Source organism: Actinocrinis sp. (assembly GCF_035605935.1).
In the GTDB taxonomy this organism is placed as follows: Bacteria; Actinomycetota; Actinomycetes; order Streptomycetales; family Catenulisporaceae; genus Actinocrinis.
Genome location: NZ_DATNGK010000192.1, coordinates 1 through 14,562, shown reverse-complemented (window position 1 = coordinate 14,562; position 14,562 = coordinate 1). Strand labels below are relative to the sequence as shown.

Genomic DNA, 14,562 nt, shown 5'->3' with positions numbered 1-14,562 from the left:
TGCTCGGCTCGGTGCTTGACGCCGCCGACTCGAGCTTCGACTCCCTGCTCGAACTCGGCTTCGCCGGATCGATCCGCCGCGAATGGGCGTGGCGGCTCAAGCGCGGCGAGTCGACGGCGAACCTGGCCGCTTTCGAGCGGCTGCGCCCGGACCCGGCCACCCTGAACGGCGAGAGCACTGAGCCAACCGAACCCGACTCCTGACCTGACGTGACTTGATCTGACTACGCGGGCTCGATTGTGCGCTGGTCGATTACGCCGTGGCCAACTCAGGCTGCTGACCGTCCGCGATCGCTGTCGCGGTGACCTTCGTCTGATCGGCCTCTGCCTCGGCCTCGGCCGATCGCGCCGCCGCGACTCGCCGCTCGACGTGCTTGCCGATTCGCAGGAAGACCAGCGCCGTCAACCCGGTCACGGCGAAGCAGCCGATCCATAGCGGCGCGCCGCCGTACGCGCTGAGCACCGCGCCGCCGACCAGCGGAGCCGCGACCTGCGAAAGCGTCCACGCGAGCTGATAGACGCCCTGGTAACGCCCGCGCAGGTGATCTGCGGCGAGCCGAGCCGTGATCGCCTGGCCGGTCGGGGTGTTGCCGATCTCGCCAAGCGTCGTCACCACGACGCAGAGCACGTACATCTCGATTGACTGGCCGAAGGCGAGCAGCCCGAATCCGCCGCCGATCACCAGGCCGGCCCCGGCCAGCACCCGGCCCTCCGGATACCGCTTGAGCAACCTCGTTACCGGCATCTGCAGCAGCACGATCAGCACACCGTTGATGGCCGCGATCCGCCCGAACGTCGCCGCGGACAGCCCGCTCGCGGACATCGCCATCGGCAGGCCGGAGTTGTACTGACAGAACACGATCAGCAGCACGAACGTCGTCGCGACGAACGCGATGAACGTGCGGTCCCGCAGTACTGTGCCAAGCCCTTCGCGCTTGCGACCGTCCCCGACCGCCACGCTGCTGGATCGGGCTCTTGCCCTGATCGTCTCGACTGGAGTCGTGTCCGGCACGAGTATCGCGATGAGCAACGCGCACAGCGTGGTCGTCGCGGCGTCAGCGTAGAAAAGCGTGCGATAACCGAAATGCGTGACCAGCCCGACCACAGCCATCGAGAACGAGAAACCCAGGTTGATCGCCCAGAAGTTCAATGCGTAGGCCCGCACTCGGTCGCCAGCGGGCACCATGTCCGCGATCATCGCGTTCTGGGCTGGCCGGAACGCGCTGGTGGCCAGTCCGACCGCCAGCGCCCCGAGCGCGAGCGCCCATGTGGAGCGGGCATATCCGAGCACGACGATGGTCGCCGCGTTGGCCAGTTGCGAGCCGATCAGCGTCGGCTTGCGCCCGATCCGGTCGGTGAGCACGCCGCCGACCACGCCGGACACCGCGGCCCCGGCGCCGAACAGCGCGGCGACCGCTCCGGCGAACACGGCCGAGCGGTGCAGCGGGCCGGTGATGTAGAACGCGAAGAATGGCAGCACGAAGCCGCCGAGCCGGTTGACCAGCGTCGCGATCCACAGCCACCAGAAGGCGCCGGGCAGGCCCCCGAAAGTCGATTCCGCCGCGCTTCTGAGCCGGACCACGTGCAACCTCTCCCCGTACCGTTCAGCACCGAGCACACCGCGATCAGGTAATGATCACAAGGGCGGGTGAGACGTTACATGCAGGCCGAGGTGAGGGCAATCGGTTATCGCGGATACGCTCATAGCCATGGCTGACTCGTACCGTCTCGTACTACTGCGCCACGGCGAGAGCGCGTGGAACGCGAAGAACCTCTTCACCGGATGGGTCGACGTCGACCTGACCGCCCAGGGCGAGGAGGAGGCGATCCGTGGCGGCAAGCTGCTCGCGGAACGCGGCCTGCTGCCCGACCTCGTGCACACCTCGGTCCTGCGCCGCGCTATCCGCACCGCGCAGCTCGGTCTCGACGCCGCCGACCGGCACTGGATTCCGGTGCGCCGCTCCTGGCGCCTCAACGAGCGGCACTACGGCGCGCTCCAGGGGAAGGACAAGGCGCAGACTCTCGCCGAGTACGGCGAGGAGCAATTCATGTTGTGGCGCCGCTCTTACGACACGCCCCCGCCGCCGCTCGCCGAAGACGCCGAGTACTCACAGTTCGCCGACGCGCGTTACGCGCAGCTGCCGCAGGAGCTGCGGCCGCGTACCGAATGCCTCAAGGACGTCGTCGACCGCCTGCTCCCGTACTGGTACGACGCGATCGTCCCGGATGTGCTCACCGGCCGCACCGTGCTCGTCGCCGCGCACGGTAATTCGCTGCGTGCGCTGGTCAAGCACCTCGACGGCATCTCAGACGAGGCCATCGCAGGGCTGAACATCCCCACTGGCATTCCGCTGCTATACGAACTCGACGCCGACCTGCGCCCCGTGACTACCGGTGGCGAGTACCTCGACCCGGCCGCCGCAGCCGAGGCGATCGAAGCGGTCAAGAACCAGGGCCGCAAGTAGCACTTACCGGCAGCTGCGCTGGCTGCCAGCGCTGCAGAAAATGACGAAGGAGCCCTTCGCACCCCCGCGTGCGAAGGGCTCCTTCGTCCCCCCTCCCATCCCCTGGCAGCGTCTTCAGCGCTTAGTGATGCTCGCCGGTTACCAGGAAGATCAGTCGCCGCGCGACCGACACCGAGTGGTCGGCGAAGCGCTCGTAGTACCGGCCGATCAGCGTCACATCGATGGCCGTCTCGACTGAGTAGTCGGTCTTCTTGTCGAGCAGCGCCCGGAACAGCGCACGGTGCAGCTCGTCCATCTCGTCGTCGTCCTCGGGCAGCTCGCGAGCGGCGTCCACATCGCGGCCGTCGATGATCTCGGCAGTCTTCTGCGCTAGTTCCCCGGCGATCCGGCCCATCTCCTGGATCATCGGCCGCAGCTCTTCCGGTACCGCGATCTCCGGGTAACGCAGCCGCGCCACCTTCGCGATGTGCCGGGCCAGGTCGCCCATCCGCTCCAGGTCGGCGCTCATCCGCAGCGAGGTGATGATCGTGCGCAGGTCGCCGGCCACCGGCTGCTGCCGGGCCAGCAGGTCGAGCGCGCGGCTGTCCAGCTCGCTCTGCAGCGCGTCCACGGCGTCGTCGGCGGAGATGACCGACTCCGCGACCTGCAGGTCCGCCTCGAGCAGGGCGGCGGTCGCCCGGCCCATCGCGGCTCCCACAAGACCGGTCATCTCGATGAGCGTCCGGCCGATCGAATCGAGTTCCTCGTGGTACACGTCGCGCATCGAAAATGCTCCCGTAAGCTGAGGCGGCGGCTTGGCACGCCCGTGACCGGCGCGGCGGTGGGCACACCGTGGTGAGCCTTCACCGTAGTGCGGCGACCTCAGCCGCCGCCGGGCACGGCGGTGAACCCGACGCGACGTGAACGTGAACTCTTGGCGACGGATCACGGAGTGTGCTTCCGGCCTCGCCGAGTGGTCTGCACGGGCATTTACTCTGGGAGTGTGTCCTACCTCGCGGCCGATTTCCACATCGCCGCGGCTTCGGCGGCCGCCCTGGTAGCGCTGGCCGTCGGCGCCGCGGGCGGTCTCGCGTTCCGCTGGAGCGAGCGCGAGCGGCGCGCGGCCGAGCCGGCCGCCCCCGAGCCGCTGGTGCCGCCCGGCGTGGCCGCAGTGCTCCAGGTCTTGCGATCCTCCGCGGTGCTGCTCGATCCCAGCGACGCCGTGGTCAAGGCATCCCCGGCGGCGCACGCCCTCGGATTGGTGCGCGGCCAGCGGCTGGTCTCCGAGGAACTGGTCGCGATGGCCAGGCAGGTGCGCCGGGATGGAGAGATCCGGCAGCTCGAACTTGAGATCCCGCGCGGACCGCTCGGCGGCGACACGCTGGCCGTCTCCGTCCGGGTCGCCCCGCTCGGCTCGCAGCTCGTCCTGGTCCTCGTAGAGGACCGTACCGAGGCACACCGGATCGACGCGGTGCGCCGGGACTTCGTCGCCAACGTCAGCCACGAGCTCAAGACTCCGGTTGGCGCGCTGGCGCTGCTGTCCGAGGCGGTCCTATCCGCCAGCGACGACCCTGAGGCGGTGCGGCGGTTCGCCGAGCGGATGCAGCGCGAGGCGCACCGGCTCGGCAATCTGGTGCAGGACCTGATCGACCTGTCCCGGCTGGAAAGCCACGATCCGCTGACCCGGGCCGAGCGGGTAGACATCGCCGAGGTGGTGGAGGACGCGCTCGGCCGTGCCCGCGAAGTCGCCGCCGCCCGGAGCATCGAACTGGTCGGCACCGCTCCGCCCGGGCTGCACGTGCTCGGTGATTTCGATCAGTTGGTCACCGGTTTGGGAAATCTTGTCGGGAATGCCGTCAACTATTCACCTGAGCAGACCAAGGTGGTGGTGGCAGTGCGCCGAGAGGGCGAGTTGGCCGAGATCTCGGTCACCGACCAGGGCATCGGCATCCCGGAGCAGGACCTCAAACGGATCTTCGAGCGGTTCTACCGGGTGGACCCGGCGCGCTCGCGGGTAACCGGGGGAACAGGCCTCGGGCTCTCGATAGTCAAACACATCGCCGTCACCCATGGCGGGGATGTCGCGGTGTGGAGCGTGGAAGGGTCGGGTTCGACCTTCACGCTGCGCCTGCCGCTGCTGGGCGATCCGCCGCCGGCCGAAGACGGCCGGGCCGACGGCGGCGTTCTGGAACTCAACACAGGGAGTCGTACGACGTGACCAGGGTGCTGGTGGTCGAGGACGAGGATTCGTTCAGCGACCCGCTTTCCTACATGCTGCGCAACGAAGGCTTCGAGGTCGCCGTCGCGCCCACCGGTCCCGAGGCGCTGGAGGAATTCGACCGGCACGGGGCCGACCTCGTGCTGCTCGACCTCATGCTGCCCGGCCTGCCGGGCACCGAGGTCTGCCGGCAGCTGCGTACCCGTTCGGCCGTGCCTGTCATCATGCTGACCGCGAAGGACAGCGAGATCGACAAGGTGGTCGGGCTGGAACTCGGTGCGGATGATTATGTGACCAAGCCGTTCTCCTCGCGGGAGCTGGTCGCGCGCATCCGTGCGGTGCTGCGCCGGCACGGCCAGGCCGAGGAGCCGGATGACGCGGCGCTTGAGGCCGGTCCGGTCCGTATGGACGTCGAGCGGCACACGGTCAGCGTCTCGGGGCGCGGCGTACAGCTTCCGCTCAAGGAGTTCGAGCTACTGGAGATGCTGCTGCGTAACGCGGGCCGTGTGCTCACGCGCATGCAGCTGATCGACCGAGTCTGGGGCGCGGACTACGTCGGCGATACCAAGACGCTGGACGTGCACGTCAAGCGGCTGCGCGCGAAGATCGAGCCGGACCCGGCCGTGCCGCGGTACCTGGTGACAGTGCGCGGTCTCGGCTACAAGTTCGAGCCGTAAGCACGGCTCAACGACGCGGCGGCGCTAGCAAGACGAAGCGGGTGGCGCTCCCTTATCCGGGAGCGCGCCACCCGCTCTGTCTGTCTGTGAATCGCCGGTCTGCGATCCGACCGGCAGTTACTTCTACTTCTTGCTGGCGCTCGGGCTGGCGGACGCGGAGGCCGACGCGGATGCTGAGGCGCCGCTGCTCGCCGAGGAGGAGGCGCTGGCGCTCGGGCTGGCCGAAGCGCTCGGCGGGTTCGGGTTGTAATCGGCGAACAGGCCGGTGTTCGGCTGGATCTGTGCTTGAACGGTCACCGTGCCGGCGTCGCCGAACGAGAAGGTCACCTTGGCCAGGTCGCCCACCGTCAGGCCCGCGGCGGAGAACTGGATCTGCGGCGCGCCCGGCTGGCCGAAGTAGACCGTCTGGCCACCGGCGATGGTCTGGGCGCCCGCCTGGGCCGCCGCGGGAGTCGCACCGTTCGCGCCGCCGGCCACGATCTGCGCCGAGGTACCGCCGACCTGGACGTTCGGCCAGCTCACATCCGTGCCGCCGGTGTTGGAGACGGCGCCGATCACCTCGGCGTTGTTGCTGGCCGGGTCGACGACCACGGAGACGTTGTTGATCTTCAGCGCGCCGGTGATGCCGGAGCCGGAGTCGAGCTTGACCTGCGTCGACGCGGCGTTGAAGCCGGCCCCGCATGCGGCGGCCAGCGGAGCCACGGTCAGCAGCACGGCTGCGGTGGCCAGGCCCGCACGGCCCCGGCGAGAGGGGGTCGACCGGCGGGTCGTGCTCGGGGAGTGGAGGCTGCTCACGGTCGGTCTAGCTCCTTGGCGCGCGACTGGTCAGAAAAATAACCGAGCCACAGCGTACTGACCGCGATCGGCCGTCCCTCACCGGGATGGCCCTAACAGAGGTATAGGCGCACCGCACCAACCAAGCCGATTCAGTCGAATCGCTCAAGGGTCGCGCAACGCGGTGCGCCCAGCCGTCAGCCTTGTGTGTCCTTATGTGTCGAGCGCGCCGTGCCGCCGAGCGCGTGTTACCGCGCGGCCGGCAGAAGCATCGCCACCGCTGAGGCCACCAGCGCGGCCAACAGCACCACCGCGATCGCGGCCCTTGGCGAGCCCAGAACGCGGCCTACCCGGATCAACTTGGCGCGCCGCCTGGTCCAGCGCTCCTGGCGCAGGTATCTGCGCAGATCGGGCAAGAGTTCACGCAGGTCATCAGGCGCCTGACACTCGGCATCGGTGATCTCGGTTCCGTCCGGCCAATGGCCGACCACGGTCTCATCCTGCTCGTCCCGCTGGTCATCCCAGCCGGACCCCGCGCTACTCGATCGCCCGCTGGCGTCCACCTCGCGCTCACCCCACCTGACGTGTGCGAAGAGCCGATCTCCTGGCAGAGGTTCTTTGGTCATTGTGCGCCCGCAGAGCGTCCCTGCCCAGAGGCGGGTTCACGCCGTCCCGCTGGGGCCGGCCGAGAGCTCGCGGGGGAGCCTGCGGTAGTGCTTCCGGGGGCGCGCGAAAGGCGTCGTCCGCCCCCCTGACCTGGGGCGAGTACGGTCCGTCCAGTATTGTCAAGTGCCCTTCACCCGCCTGACCTGCGCAAACGCCCTTTAGAAAGTCGCCCGGCCGTGTTATCCTGGATACCCACGGAAGGGGTACGCATCACATGACGTTCAAGGTTGGCGAGACCGTCGTCTATCCCCACCATGGGGCCGCTCTCATCGAGGCGATCGAGACCCGGATGGTCAAGGGCGAGGCGCGCCCCTACCTCCGGCTCAAGGTGGCCCAGGGCGACCTCACCCTGATGGTTCCCACCGACAAGGTGGAATATGTAGGCGTCCGCGATGTGGTCGGCCAGGACGGTCTCGACCGCGTTTTCGAGGTACTGCGAGCCCCGCACACCGAGGAGCCCACCAACTGGTCCCGCCGGTACAAGGCCAATCTCGAGAAGCTGGCCTCCGGTGACGTGATCAAGGTGGCCGAGGTCGTCCGCGACCTGTGGCGCCGGGAGAAGGAGCGCGGCCTGTCCGCCGGCGAGAAGCGGATGCTCGGCAAGGCCCGGCAGATCCTGGTCAGCGAGCTGGCGCTGGCCGAGAACACCAACGAGGACAAGGCCGAGACCATCCTCGACGAGGTGCTGGCCTCCTGAGCGCGAGCTGCGGCCGCGCTGGCACGGGCGTCGACATCCTCGGCCCATAGATGAGCACATCCCGCGGCGGGACGGCCGCGATCGTCCCCGCCGCGGGCCGAGGCGAGCGCCTCGGTCCGGGCGCTCCGAAGGCGCTGCGCTCCATCGGCTCGATCCCAATTCTGGTTCACGCGGTCCGTTCGCTGATTTCCAGCGGGCGGATCGGTCTTGTGGTGGTCGCCGCGCCCCCGAACGGCGTTGACGGGGTGCGTGACCTGCTGCGTGAGTTCGGCGAGACGGTGCACGTCGTGCCGGGTGGCGATACCCGGCAGCGTTCGGTCGCGCTCGCACTAGAGGCGATCCCCGAGGTGTACGAGATCATCCTTGTACACGACGCCGCGCGTGCCCTTACTCCGCCTTCCCTAGTTACCGCAGTCATCGACGCGGTAGCTGGCGGCAGCGACGCAGTCATCCCGGTGCTACCGGTCGCCGATACGATCAAAGCCGTGGACTCGTCGGGTACGAACGTCACCGCGACCGTGGACCGTTCCACGTTGCGCGCGGTGCAGACGCCGCAGGGCTTCCGGCGATCCTTGCTGGTCAAGGCGCACGCCGCCGCGACCGCGACGGACACGACCGACGACGCCGGCCTGGTCGAACGACTCGGCCTGCCGGTTGCGGTGATCCCCGGTCATACCGAGGCGTTCAAGGTCACTACTCCTTTTGATCTACTGCTGGCCGAAGCCGTCTGGTTGGAGCGCAGGAAGGCCGCGGAGAACGATGACTGACGGTTTGCCGCCTCTTCCGCTGGTCGGCATCGGCGTCGACGTCCACCCGTTCGAGGAAGGCCGGCCACTGCGCGTCGCTGGACTCGACTGGCCCGGCGAGACGGGTCTGGCCGGCCACTCGGACGGTGACGTCGCCGCGCACGCCGCCTGCGACGCCCTCTTCTCCGCGGCCGGGCTCGGCGATCTCGGCTCCAATTTCGGCACCGACAAGCCGCAGTGGCGCGGGGCGTCGGGCAGCACGCTGCTGACCGAAGCGGGTCGGCGGGTACGCGAGGCGGGTTACCGGATCGGCAATGTCTCGATCCAGGTGATCGGCGTTCGTCCGAAGATCGGACCGCGGCGCGCTGAGGCCGAGAAGGTGCTCTCCGAAGCGCTCGACGCCCTGGTCCGAGTCAGCGCCACGACCACGGACGGGCTCGGCCTCACCGGTCGCGCCGAAGGTCTAGCCGCGATCGCCACGGCTCTCGTCATCCCGGTATCAGCCGCCGAGGACTAGCCCCGCCTCCTGCGCGACCTGCTCAGCAACAATGCCAGCGCCGCGGCTCGCCCCGGCACTCCGCTGACCGCTCCGCCACGTCGGGCACCTGAGCCGCAGAGCAGCACGTTGGGGATGTCCGTCTCGACGCCCCAAGTGCCGACCTCCCGATCGCTTCGGGCCCACGGCCAGTCCAGGTCGCCATGAAAGATATGGCCGCCGGGCATCGCGAGTTCGTCCTCGATATCCCGCGGCGAGCGGGCTTCGATGCACGGCCGCCCGTCAGCATCGCGTGCCAAGCAGTCCTCGATCGGTTCGGCGAGGTGCCGGTTCAAGCCCGCCAGCGCCAGTTGCACCGCCTTATCGCGTGCGCCGTCTTCCTCGTAGAGCCTCGCCGGCGTGTGCAAACCGAACAGCGTGAGCGTGTTTAGTCCGCGTGCCATGGACTCCGGACCGAGGATCGTACGATCGGTCAGCGTGTGGCAGTAGACCTCTGACGGCAGCGGATCTGGCAGCGCCCCGGCCTCAGACTGCGTATACGCGGTGCGCAGCCCGCTGTACGACTCGTCGATGTGAAACGTTCCCGCGAACGCGACCTTCGGGTCCATCCCCGACTTGAGCGCGGGCAAGCGCGACAAGACCATGTTGATTTTCAGCTGATTGCCCTCAGGGCGCGGGCCGCTGGGCCGTCCCAGCAACTCATTGAGGACCGTCGGCGCGGCGTTGACGAGTACATACCGTGCGTCGATTCGCCGCTCAGCACCATCAGCAGTCGTATAACGCACCGCTGCTCGCCGACCATCTGTATCGATGCGTGTAGCCGTTGCTCCGGTAACGAATACCGCGCCCGCCTTGTCCGCCGCACGCGCCAACGACTCGGTAACCGCACCCATGCCGCCGATCGGCACGCGCCACTCACCGGTCCCGTTACCGATCACGTGGTAGAGGAAGCACCGGTTCTGGGCGAGCGAGGGATCGTGCGCATGGCTTTGCGTGCCGATCAGCGCATCTGTCAGCACGACGCCGCGCACGTCATCGTCAGCGAACGTCTCCTCGACGATCTCGCCGAGCGGCCGCTCTAGGAACGGATCCCAGAACGAACTGCCGACGGCCTCGCGGACCGCCTTCATCAGCTCGCCCTTCGGCGCCAGCGGTTCCAGCAACGACGGCGCGAAGACGCGGGCAGCGCGTTCGATCCGGCCGTAGAACTCCTGCCAATTGCGCCACTCGCGCTCCGAGCCGGTCAGCCGTCGAAACGACTCCGCGGTCCGCGCTCCGGGCTGCCGCTCGACCAGCAGTCCGTCCGCTTTGCCCCCGCGCAGCACAGGCGTGTACGACGCGACCGGGCGCGAGCGCAGTTCGACATCGAGCTCAAGGTCGCGCACGACCGCGTAAGGCAGCAGCGAGACCAGGTAGGAGTACCGGGACAGATTCGCGTCGACGCCGGGAAAGGGACGCTCGCTCACCGCCGCCCCGCCGATCCGGCCGAGCCGTTCAAGCACCGTCACCCTCGAGCCATAGCGGGCCAGATACGCCGCGGCGACCAGACCGTTGTGGCCGCCGCCGACGATCACCACGTCAGTGGTCGCCGGCGCGGTGCGCGCCTGATCATCCCCGCTGTCTGCCATGCGCGCTCCTGCCTGAACGGTAGAAGGCAAGGATACGAGCGCCATCACCGGCAAATCGAGAGCAAGGCCGTGAATTGCGCGATCAAAAGACGAAGATCCTCGGCTCGAAGATTATTGAGGCTTCCTCTTTATTTACCTCTGTGTAAGAGCTATCCTGCCCTTGTGGAAACTGCTACTACGGCGACAGCCGCCGACCTGTCAGCCTTCGCCTTGGAGCTCGGCGGCGCCCTGTCCGGCGTCCATCGCGCAACTCGTCGGCGAGTACGCGGTGAGCTGAGCCTGGCTCCGCTCAGCGGCGCGCAGGTGGAACTGCTGCGACTGGTCGCGCAGTCACCCGGAATCGGCGTCTCCGCGGCGGCACGCGAGCTCAACCTGGCCGGCAACTCGGTGTCTACGCTGGTGAATCAACTGATCGCGAAGCACTATCTGCGCCGCGAGCCGAGTTCGGCCGACCGTCGTGCCGCCGTGCTGGATGCCACCGACGCGGGCCGTGAGCGCCTCACCCGCTGGGCCGATGAGCGCACGCGCTTGTTAGCCGAGCAGCTGGCTCAAATCGCACCCGAGCAACTGGACGCGCTGCGCGCCGCGGTACCCGCCCTACGCCGCCTGGCCGCAGGTCTGACCGGATACCGAGCCGAAGGAGTGGACCGCGCCATGAGTGACATAGAGGCGTCCGAATGAGTGAACCCGCCATCGCCTGCACCAACCTGGTCTACGCGTTCGGCAGCACCAAGGCCGTTGACGGCATCGAATTCGACGTCGAACCAGGCAGCGTATACGGCCTGCTCGGCCCGAATGGAGCGGGCAAGACAACCGCGATCCGCGCCATCACGACCCTGCTTCCCGTCCCGCCGGGAATGGTGACTGTGTTCGGGCACGATGTGGCGAAGCGACGCATGGAGGTGCGCCGGCTGCTCGGTTATGTACCGCAGCAACTCTCCGCCGATTCCGGGCTGACCGGCCGCGAGAACATCGCCATGTTCGCCCGCCTCTTCGACGTACCGCGAAGGCAGCGCGACGAGCGTGTCACCGCCGCCCTCGACTCGGTCGGCCTGCTTGATGCTGCGGACCGGCTGGCCAAGACGTACTCCGGGGGCATGGTCCGCCGCCTCGAACTCGCCCAGGCGCTGGTCTCCTCACCCCGCCTGCTCATCCTCGACGAACCGACCATCGGACTTGACCCGATCGCCCGCGCGTCGGTGTGGCAGCGCATCGGCGAAGTGCGCGACGCGACCGGCATGACCGTGTTCGTCACCACGCACTACATGGATGAGGCCGACCAATTCTGCGATCGGATCTCGCTCATGCATCGCGGCACGATCCGGGCCACCGGCTCTCCGCAGGAGCTCAAGGCCTCGCTGCCCGCCGGTGCGGGCACCCTCGAAGACGTCTTCCGCCACTACACCGGCGACAACCTTGACGAGCCGACCTCGGGAGAGTTCCGCAATGTCCGTGCCACGCGCTCCACAGCCGCCCGTGTCCGCTGACGCCCTGCCCACCGAGGCCGCTTCCGCGTCCGCCGCGCCCGCCGCGCCCGCCGCGCCCGACCCCCTCGTCACCTCGCCCGCTCCCTCTCTCGCCCCCGCCATAGCTCCCCCTCCTCCACCCCGCACCGGCTGGCGCGTGCTGCCCGCCCGCATCGGCGCACTCTGCATCGTCGAGCTGCAGAAGATCCGCCACGACCGCAGCGAGATCTATACCCGTGCGGTTCAACCCGTCCTATGGCTGGCAGTCTTCGGCGAGACGTTCACCCGCATTCGCGCGATCCCCACCGGTAACGTGCCCTACCTCGACTACCTCGCACCCGGGATCATCGCCCAATCAGCGATGTTCATCGCCATCTTCTACGGCATCATGATCATCTGGGAGCGTGACGCCGGCGTCCTCACCAAGCTGCTGGTCACCCCGACCCCCCGCGCGGCCCTCATCACCGGCAAGGCATTCGCGTCCGGTACCAAGGCGCTGATCCAGGCCATCGTCGTGCTCATCTTCGCAGCGATCCTCGGCGTGGGGATGACCGCCAATCCGCTCAAGATCCTCGGCGTCGCGGTCCTGGTCGTGCTCGGCTCGGCGTTCTTCAGCTGCCTGTCGATGTCGATAGCGGGAATCGTGCTGACCCGCGACCGGCTCATGGGCATTGGACAGGCAATCACCATGCCGCTGTTCTTCTCCTCGAACGCGCTGTATCCGACCTCGGTGATGCCTGGCTGGCTCCAGCCCATCTCGAGGATCAACCCGCTGAGTTACGAGGTCGACGGCCTGCGTGGCCTGCTCATCGGCACCGCAGAGCACCTTCCCCTCGACTTCGCCGTCCTCGTCGTCGCGAGCGTGTTGTCCATCTGGGCTGCCTCGGCTCTCCTGCCCCGCCTGGCCAAATGAGGCTCCGTCCAGCATTCGTTCAGCGAGCAGAGCTGCCGGACGACTGATCGGACGCGTTGCGGGCACAGGGACCTTGGGTTGGTGAGCACGCGCCTGCGGCGAATCATCCAGCCGGATAACAGCATTCTGCCCACGTCCGCCGATCCGCCCAGAGGCAAACCGCCCCGAGCATGAGCGTTCTGCGGCCGACACTGGCCAGCCAGCCCGGCGATGACAGGCCTGACGCCCGCCCTACCGCATCTACCTTCTCGACAAGCGGGTCGCCTACCACCGTGGCTGACCACCCACCCAGCCGTACCGGAGCGCCGCGCCGCAAGCTCCTGCCCGCCAGCAACTACTTCTAGACCGCTAATGGAGACCAAGCATGTGCTTGGCCCGGACCTTAGCGAAGCACCAAGCCACGTACACAGCGAGCAATAGGACGTGACTGGCCTTCCTCAGGAGAAGCAGCACCTGGACGAGCCGAGCCGGGGTCTCTAGGTCGTGATGGCCTTTGGAGCCCGTTGCCGGTTCGGGGCGGTAGAGGATGTCGTCCAGTCGGTCCAGGACGTCGATCAGCGCCTCGGCCAGGTCGTTCAGCCGCTCGTACCACCTGCCCAGCCTGCTAGGCGGCATCACGACGCTGACGCCGCCGCCAGTCACGTACACCACCCGGGCGTCGCCCACCGGGTAACGCACGGTCCGCCTAGTCAACGCGGGTGGCTGCTTGTCGGACTCCCGCGCCATCAAGGCTTCCTCGCTCCGCCCGCCACCCTGATCCGAGTTCGACTCGCCATGCACCCCACGCTATCGGCCATCGCGCGATCGTCCAGCGCGGCCAACAACACTGTCTCCCCGACGCCCCTGAACCCCGCGACGGGCGGTCCCACCACGCCCGCACCCACCCGGCAGCCGCATGCCAGCGCCCGCGGCTATGGCCCCGAGGTGCCCGAAGCCTGCGGCTCGGCTGTATCGGCTGTAGTGGCGCCTAGGGCTGTGAGCGCTTCGTCCACGCTCTCGCGCAGCGCCAGCACGTGGCGCACGCCTGCCACCTCAATCAAGCCCATCACGACGTGCGAGGGCACCACGATCAGCCGCTGCCCTGTCTTTCGGAACTCGTGGTTCGTGCGCACCACCACGTAAAACCCCGCTGAGTCCATGAACTCGACGCCGCCGAGATCCAGCACCAGCGGCATCCCGACGCCGGTATGCCGCAGCAACGCCACCTCAAGCACGCGAGAGCGCACCAGGTCCACCTCCCCCGCCACCGTCAGCACACAGCAACCAGCACGCACGGCGCTGCTGACCTGCAATCCGGAAACCATGGTCCTTTCCTCCACCTACGGGCGACAGGCAACAGACCCAGCAACCGGGTCCTGACGTCCACCCCTACTAACCCCACCACCACGGCTCTAACGGCACCCTCACAGCACCGTTACCGGCCCATGACACACGACACCACCCGGCCCGACGACACCCGCCCGCGCCGACACCCGCCCGTGTCGGCGGCCGCGCCGTCCCCCGAGAAGAAAGCTGATTCGGTCGTGCCCGCGCGGATGAAGGATCCGGCAATACCGAGTCACGGTCCGATGGTCTGGCTGAGGCATGAGAGTGCGTCGCCACGTATTCGCCACAGCCCGTGCCAGATGACGCCAGATGCCGATAGACGGTGAGACAGGCCCGGTCCCGATTGGATCTCTCGGGGCCGAGCCCGACCTGCGGCTATGGTGGGCTGAGCTGGGGGAGTCAGTGAGCTGGTGAGGGGACTCGAACCCCTAACCACCTGTTTACAAGACAGGTGCGCTGCCAATTGCGCCACACCAGCGGGTGGGTGACGGGCAGACGAGCGGTGCCCGTAT

At 68.0% G+C, this 14,562-nt stretch carries 16 protein-coding genes, 1 tRNA gene and 1 pseudogene; 10 read left to right on the top strand and 8 right to left on the bottom strand.

The window, feature by feature from the left end; translation table 11 throughout:
- A pseudogene (locus VN779_RS15585) lies at window positions 1–203 on the top strand (YbjN domain-containing protein); the annotation flags it as partial.
- Between the two features lie 49 nt (window positions 204–252).
- Here the strand turns inward: VN779_RS15585 and VN779_RS15580 are convergent.
- Complete coding sequence (locus VN779_RS15580; RefSeq protein WP_325723867.1) at window positions 253–1,581, bottom strand: MFS transporter; 1,329 nt, start codon at window positions 1,579–1,581, stop codon at window positions 253–255.
- A 127-nt stretch (window positions 1,582–1,708) separates the two neighbouring features.
- Here VN779_RS15580 and VN779_RS15575 point away from each other — a divergent pair, with 127 nt between their 5' ends.
- The gene (locus tag VN779_RS15575) at window positions 1,709–2,464 is read left to right on the top strand and encodes a phosphoglyceromutase (RefSeq protein WP_325723865.1); all 756 of its coding nucleotides are present in this window, start codon (window positions 1,709–1,711) and stop codon (window positions 2,462–2,464) included.
- Window positions 2,465–2,585: 121 nt separating this feature from the next.
- On the opposite strand, the gene phoU is transcribed toward VN779_RS15575, so the two are convergent.
- Entirely contained in the window at window positions 2,586–3,227 is a 642-nt protein-coding gene (gene phoU / locus VN779_RS15570) for a phosphate signaling complex protein PhoU (RefSeq protein ID WP_325723863.1), read from the bottom strand.
- Between the two features lie 219 nt (window positions 3,228–3,446).
- On the opposite strand from phoU, the gene VN779_RS15565 reads away from it, so the two are divergent.
- On the top strand, window positions 3,447–4,661 hold the full coding sequence (locus tag VN779_RS15565) for a sensor histidine kinase (RefSeq protein ID WP_325723861.1): 1,215 nt from the start codon (window positions 3,447–3,449) through the stop codon (window positions 4,659–4,661).
- Window positions 4,658–5,338, top strand: a complete 681-nt coding sequence (locus tag VN779_RS15560) for a response regulator transcription factor (RefSeq protein ID WP_324841990.1) — start codon at window positions 4,658–4,660, stop codon at window positions 5,336–5,338. Before VN779_RS15565 ends, VN779_RS15560 begins: the two co-directional genes overlap by 4 nt.
- Before the next feature lie 123 nt (window positions 5,339–5,461).
- On the opposite strand, the gene VN779_RS15555 is transcribed toward VN779_RS15560, so the two are convergent.
- Both VN779_RS15555 and VN779_RS15550 read right to left on the bottom strand, forming a co-directional pair.
- A complete protein-coding gene (locus VN779_RS15555) occupies window positions 5,462–6,133 on the bottom strand; it encodes a hypothetical protein (RefSeq protein ID WP_325723859.1) in 672 nt (223 codons plus the stop codon).
- A gap of 227 nt (window positions 6,134–6,360) precedes the next feature.
- On the bottom strand, window positions 6,361–6,738 hold the full coding sequence (locus VN779_RS15550) for a hypothetical protein (RefSeq protein ID WP_325723857.1): 378 nt from the start codon (window positions 6,736–6,738) through the stop codon (window positions 6,361–6,363).
- 254 nt (window positions 6,739–6,992) lie between these two features.
- Between VN779_RS15550 and VN779_RS15545 the strand changes: the two genes are divergently transcribed.
- From VN779_RS15545 to ispF, 3 genes are read left to right on the top strand one after another with little or no spacing between them, the layout of a single operon-like run.
- A complete protein-coding gene (locus VN779_RS15545; protein WP_324841993.1) occupies window positions 6,993–7,475 on the top strand; it encodes a CarD family transcriptional regulator in 483 nt (160 codons plus the stop codon).
- Between the two features lie 50 nt (window positions 7,476–7,525).
- Complete coding sequence (gene ispD / locus VN779_RS15540) at window positions 7,526–8,242, top strand: 2-C-methyl-D-erythritol 4-phosphate cytidylyltransferase (RefSeq protein WP_325723855.1); 717 nt, start codon at window positions 7,526–7,528, stop codon at window positions 8,240–8,242.
- Window positions 8,235–8,738 carry a 2-C-methyl-D-erythritol 2,4-cyclodiphosphate synthase gene (ispF, locus tag VN779_RS15535; RefSeq protein WP_325723853.1) on the top strand — a complete coding sequence of 168 codons (504 nt, stop codon included), beginning with the start codon at window positions 8,235–8,237 and terminating at the stop codon, window positions 8,736–8,738. The genes ispD and ispF overlap by 8 nt, the downstream gene beginning before the upstream one ends.
- On the opposite strand, the gene VN779_RS15530 is transcribed toward ispF, so the two are convergent.
- Window positions 8,735–10,345 carry an NAD(P)/FAD-dependent oxidoreductase gene (locus VN779_RS15530; RefSeq protein ID WP_325723851.1) on the bottom strand — a complete coding sequence of 537 codons (1,611 nt, stop codon included), beginning with the start codon at window positions 10,343–10,345 and terminating at the stop codon, window positions 8,735–8,737. The genes ispF and VN779_RS15530 overlap by 4 nt on opposite strands.
- 162 nt (window positions 10,346–10,507) lie before the next feature.
- Here VN779_RS15530 and VN779_RS15525 point away from each other — a divergent pair, with 162 nt between their 5' ends.
- The 3 genes from VN779_RS15525 to VN779_RS15515 are packed head-to-tail and all read left to right on the top strand — an operon-like array spanning window position 10,508 to window position 12,724.
- Window positions 10,508–11,026, top strand: coding sequence for a MarR family winged helix-turn-helix transcriptional regulator (locus tag VN779_RS15525; protein ID WP_325723849.1), 519 nt, complete (start codon window positions 10,508–10,510; stop codon window positions 11,024–11,026).
- Window positions 11,023–11,832 (top strand): ABC transporter ATP-binding protein, encoded by an 810-nt coding sequence (locus VN779_RS15520; protein ID WP_325723847.1) that lies wholly within the window; start codon window positions 11,023–11,025, stop codon window positions 11,830–11,832. The genes VN779_RS15525 and VN779_RS15520 overlap by 4 nt, the downstream gene beginning before the upstream one ends.
- Window positions 11,822–12,724, top strand: a complete 903-nt coding sequence (locus VN779_RS15515; protein WP_325723845.1) for an ABC transporter permease — start codon at window positions 11,822–11,824, stop codon at window positions 12,722–12,724. The genes VN779_RS15520 and VN779_RS15515 overlap by 11 nt, the downstream gene beginning before the upstream one ends.
- Window positions 12,725–13,072: 348 nt before the next feature.
- On the opposite strand, the gene VN779_RS15510 is transcribed toward VN779_RS15515, so the two are convergent.
- The 3 genes from VN779_RS15510 to VN779_RS15500 all read right to left on the bottom strand — a co-directional run bounded on the left by VN779_RS15510 (window position 13,073) and on the right by VN779_RS15500 (window position 14,528).
- Window positions 13,073–13,417 carry a hypothetical protein gene (locus VN779_RS15510; RefSeq protein ID WP_325723843.1) on the bottom strand — a complete coding sequence of 115 codons (345 nt, stop codon included), beginning with the start codon at window positions 13,415–13,417 and terminating at the stop codon, window positions 13,073–13,075.
- 218 nt (window positions 13,418–13,635) lie between these two features.
- Window positions 13,636–14,028 (bottom strand): STAS domain-containing protein, encoded by a 393-nt coding sequence (locus VN779_RS15505; RefSeq protein WP_325723841.1) that lies wholly within the window; start codon window positions 14,026–14,028, stop codon window positions 13,636–13,638.
- A 427-nt stretch (window positions 14,029–14,455) separates the two neighbouring features.
- Window positions 14,456–14,528, bottom strand: a tRNA-Thr gene (locus VN779_RS15500).
- Window positions 14,529–14,562: the final 34 nt, after the last annotated feature.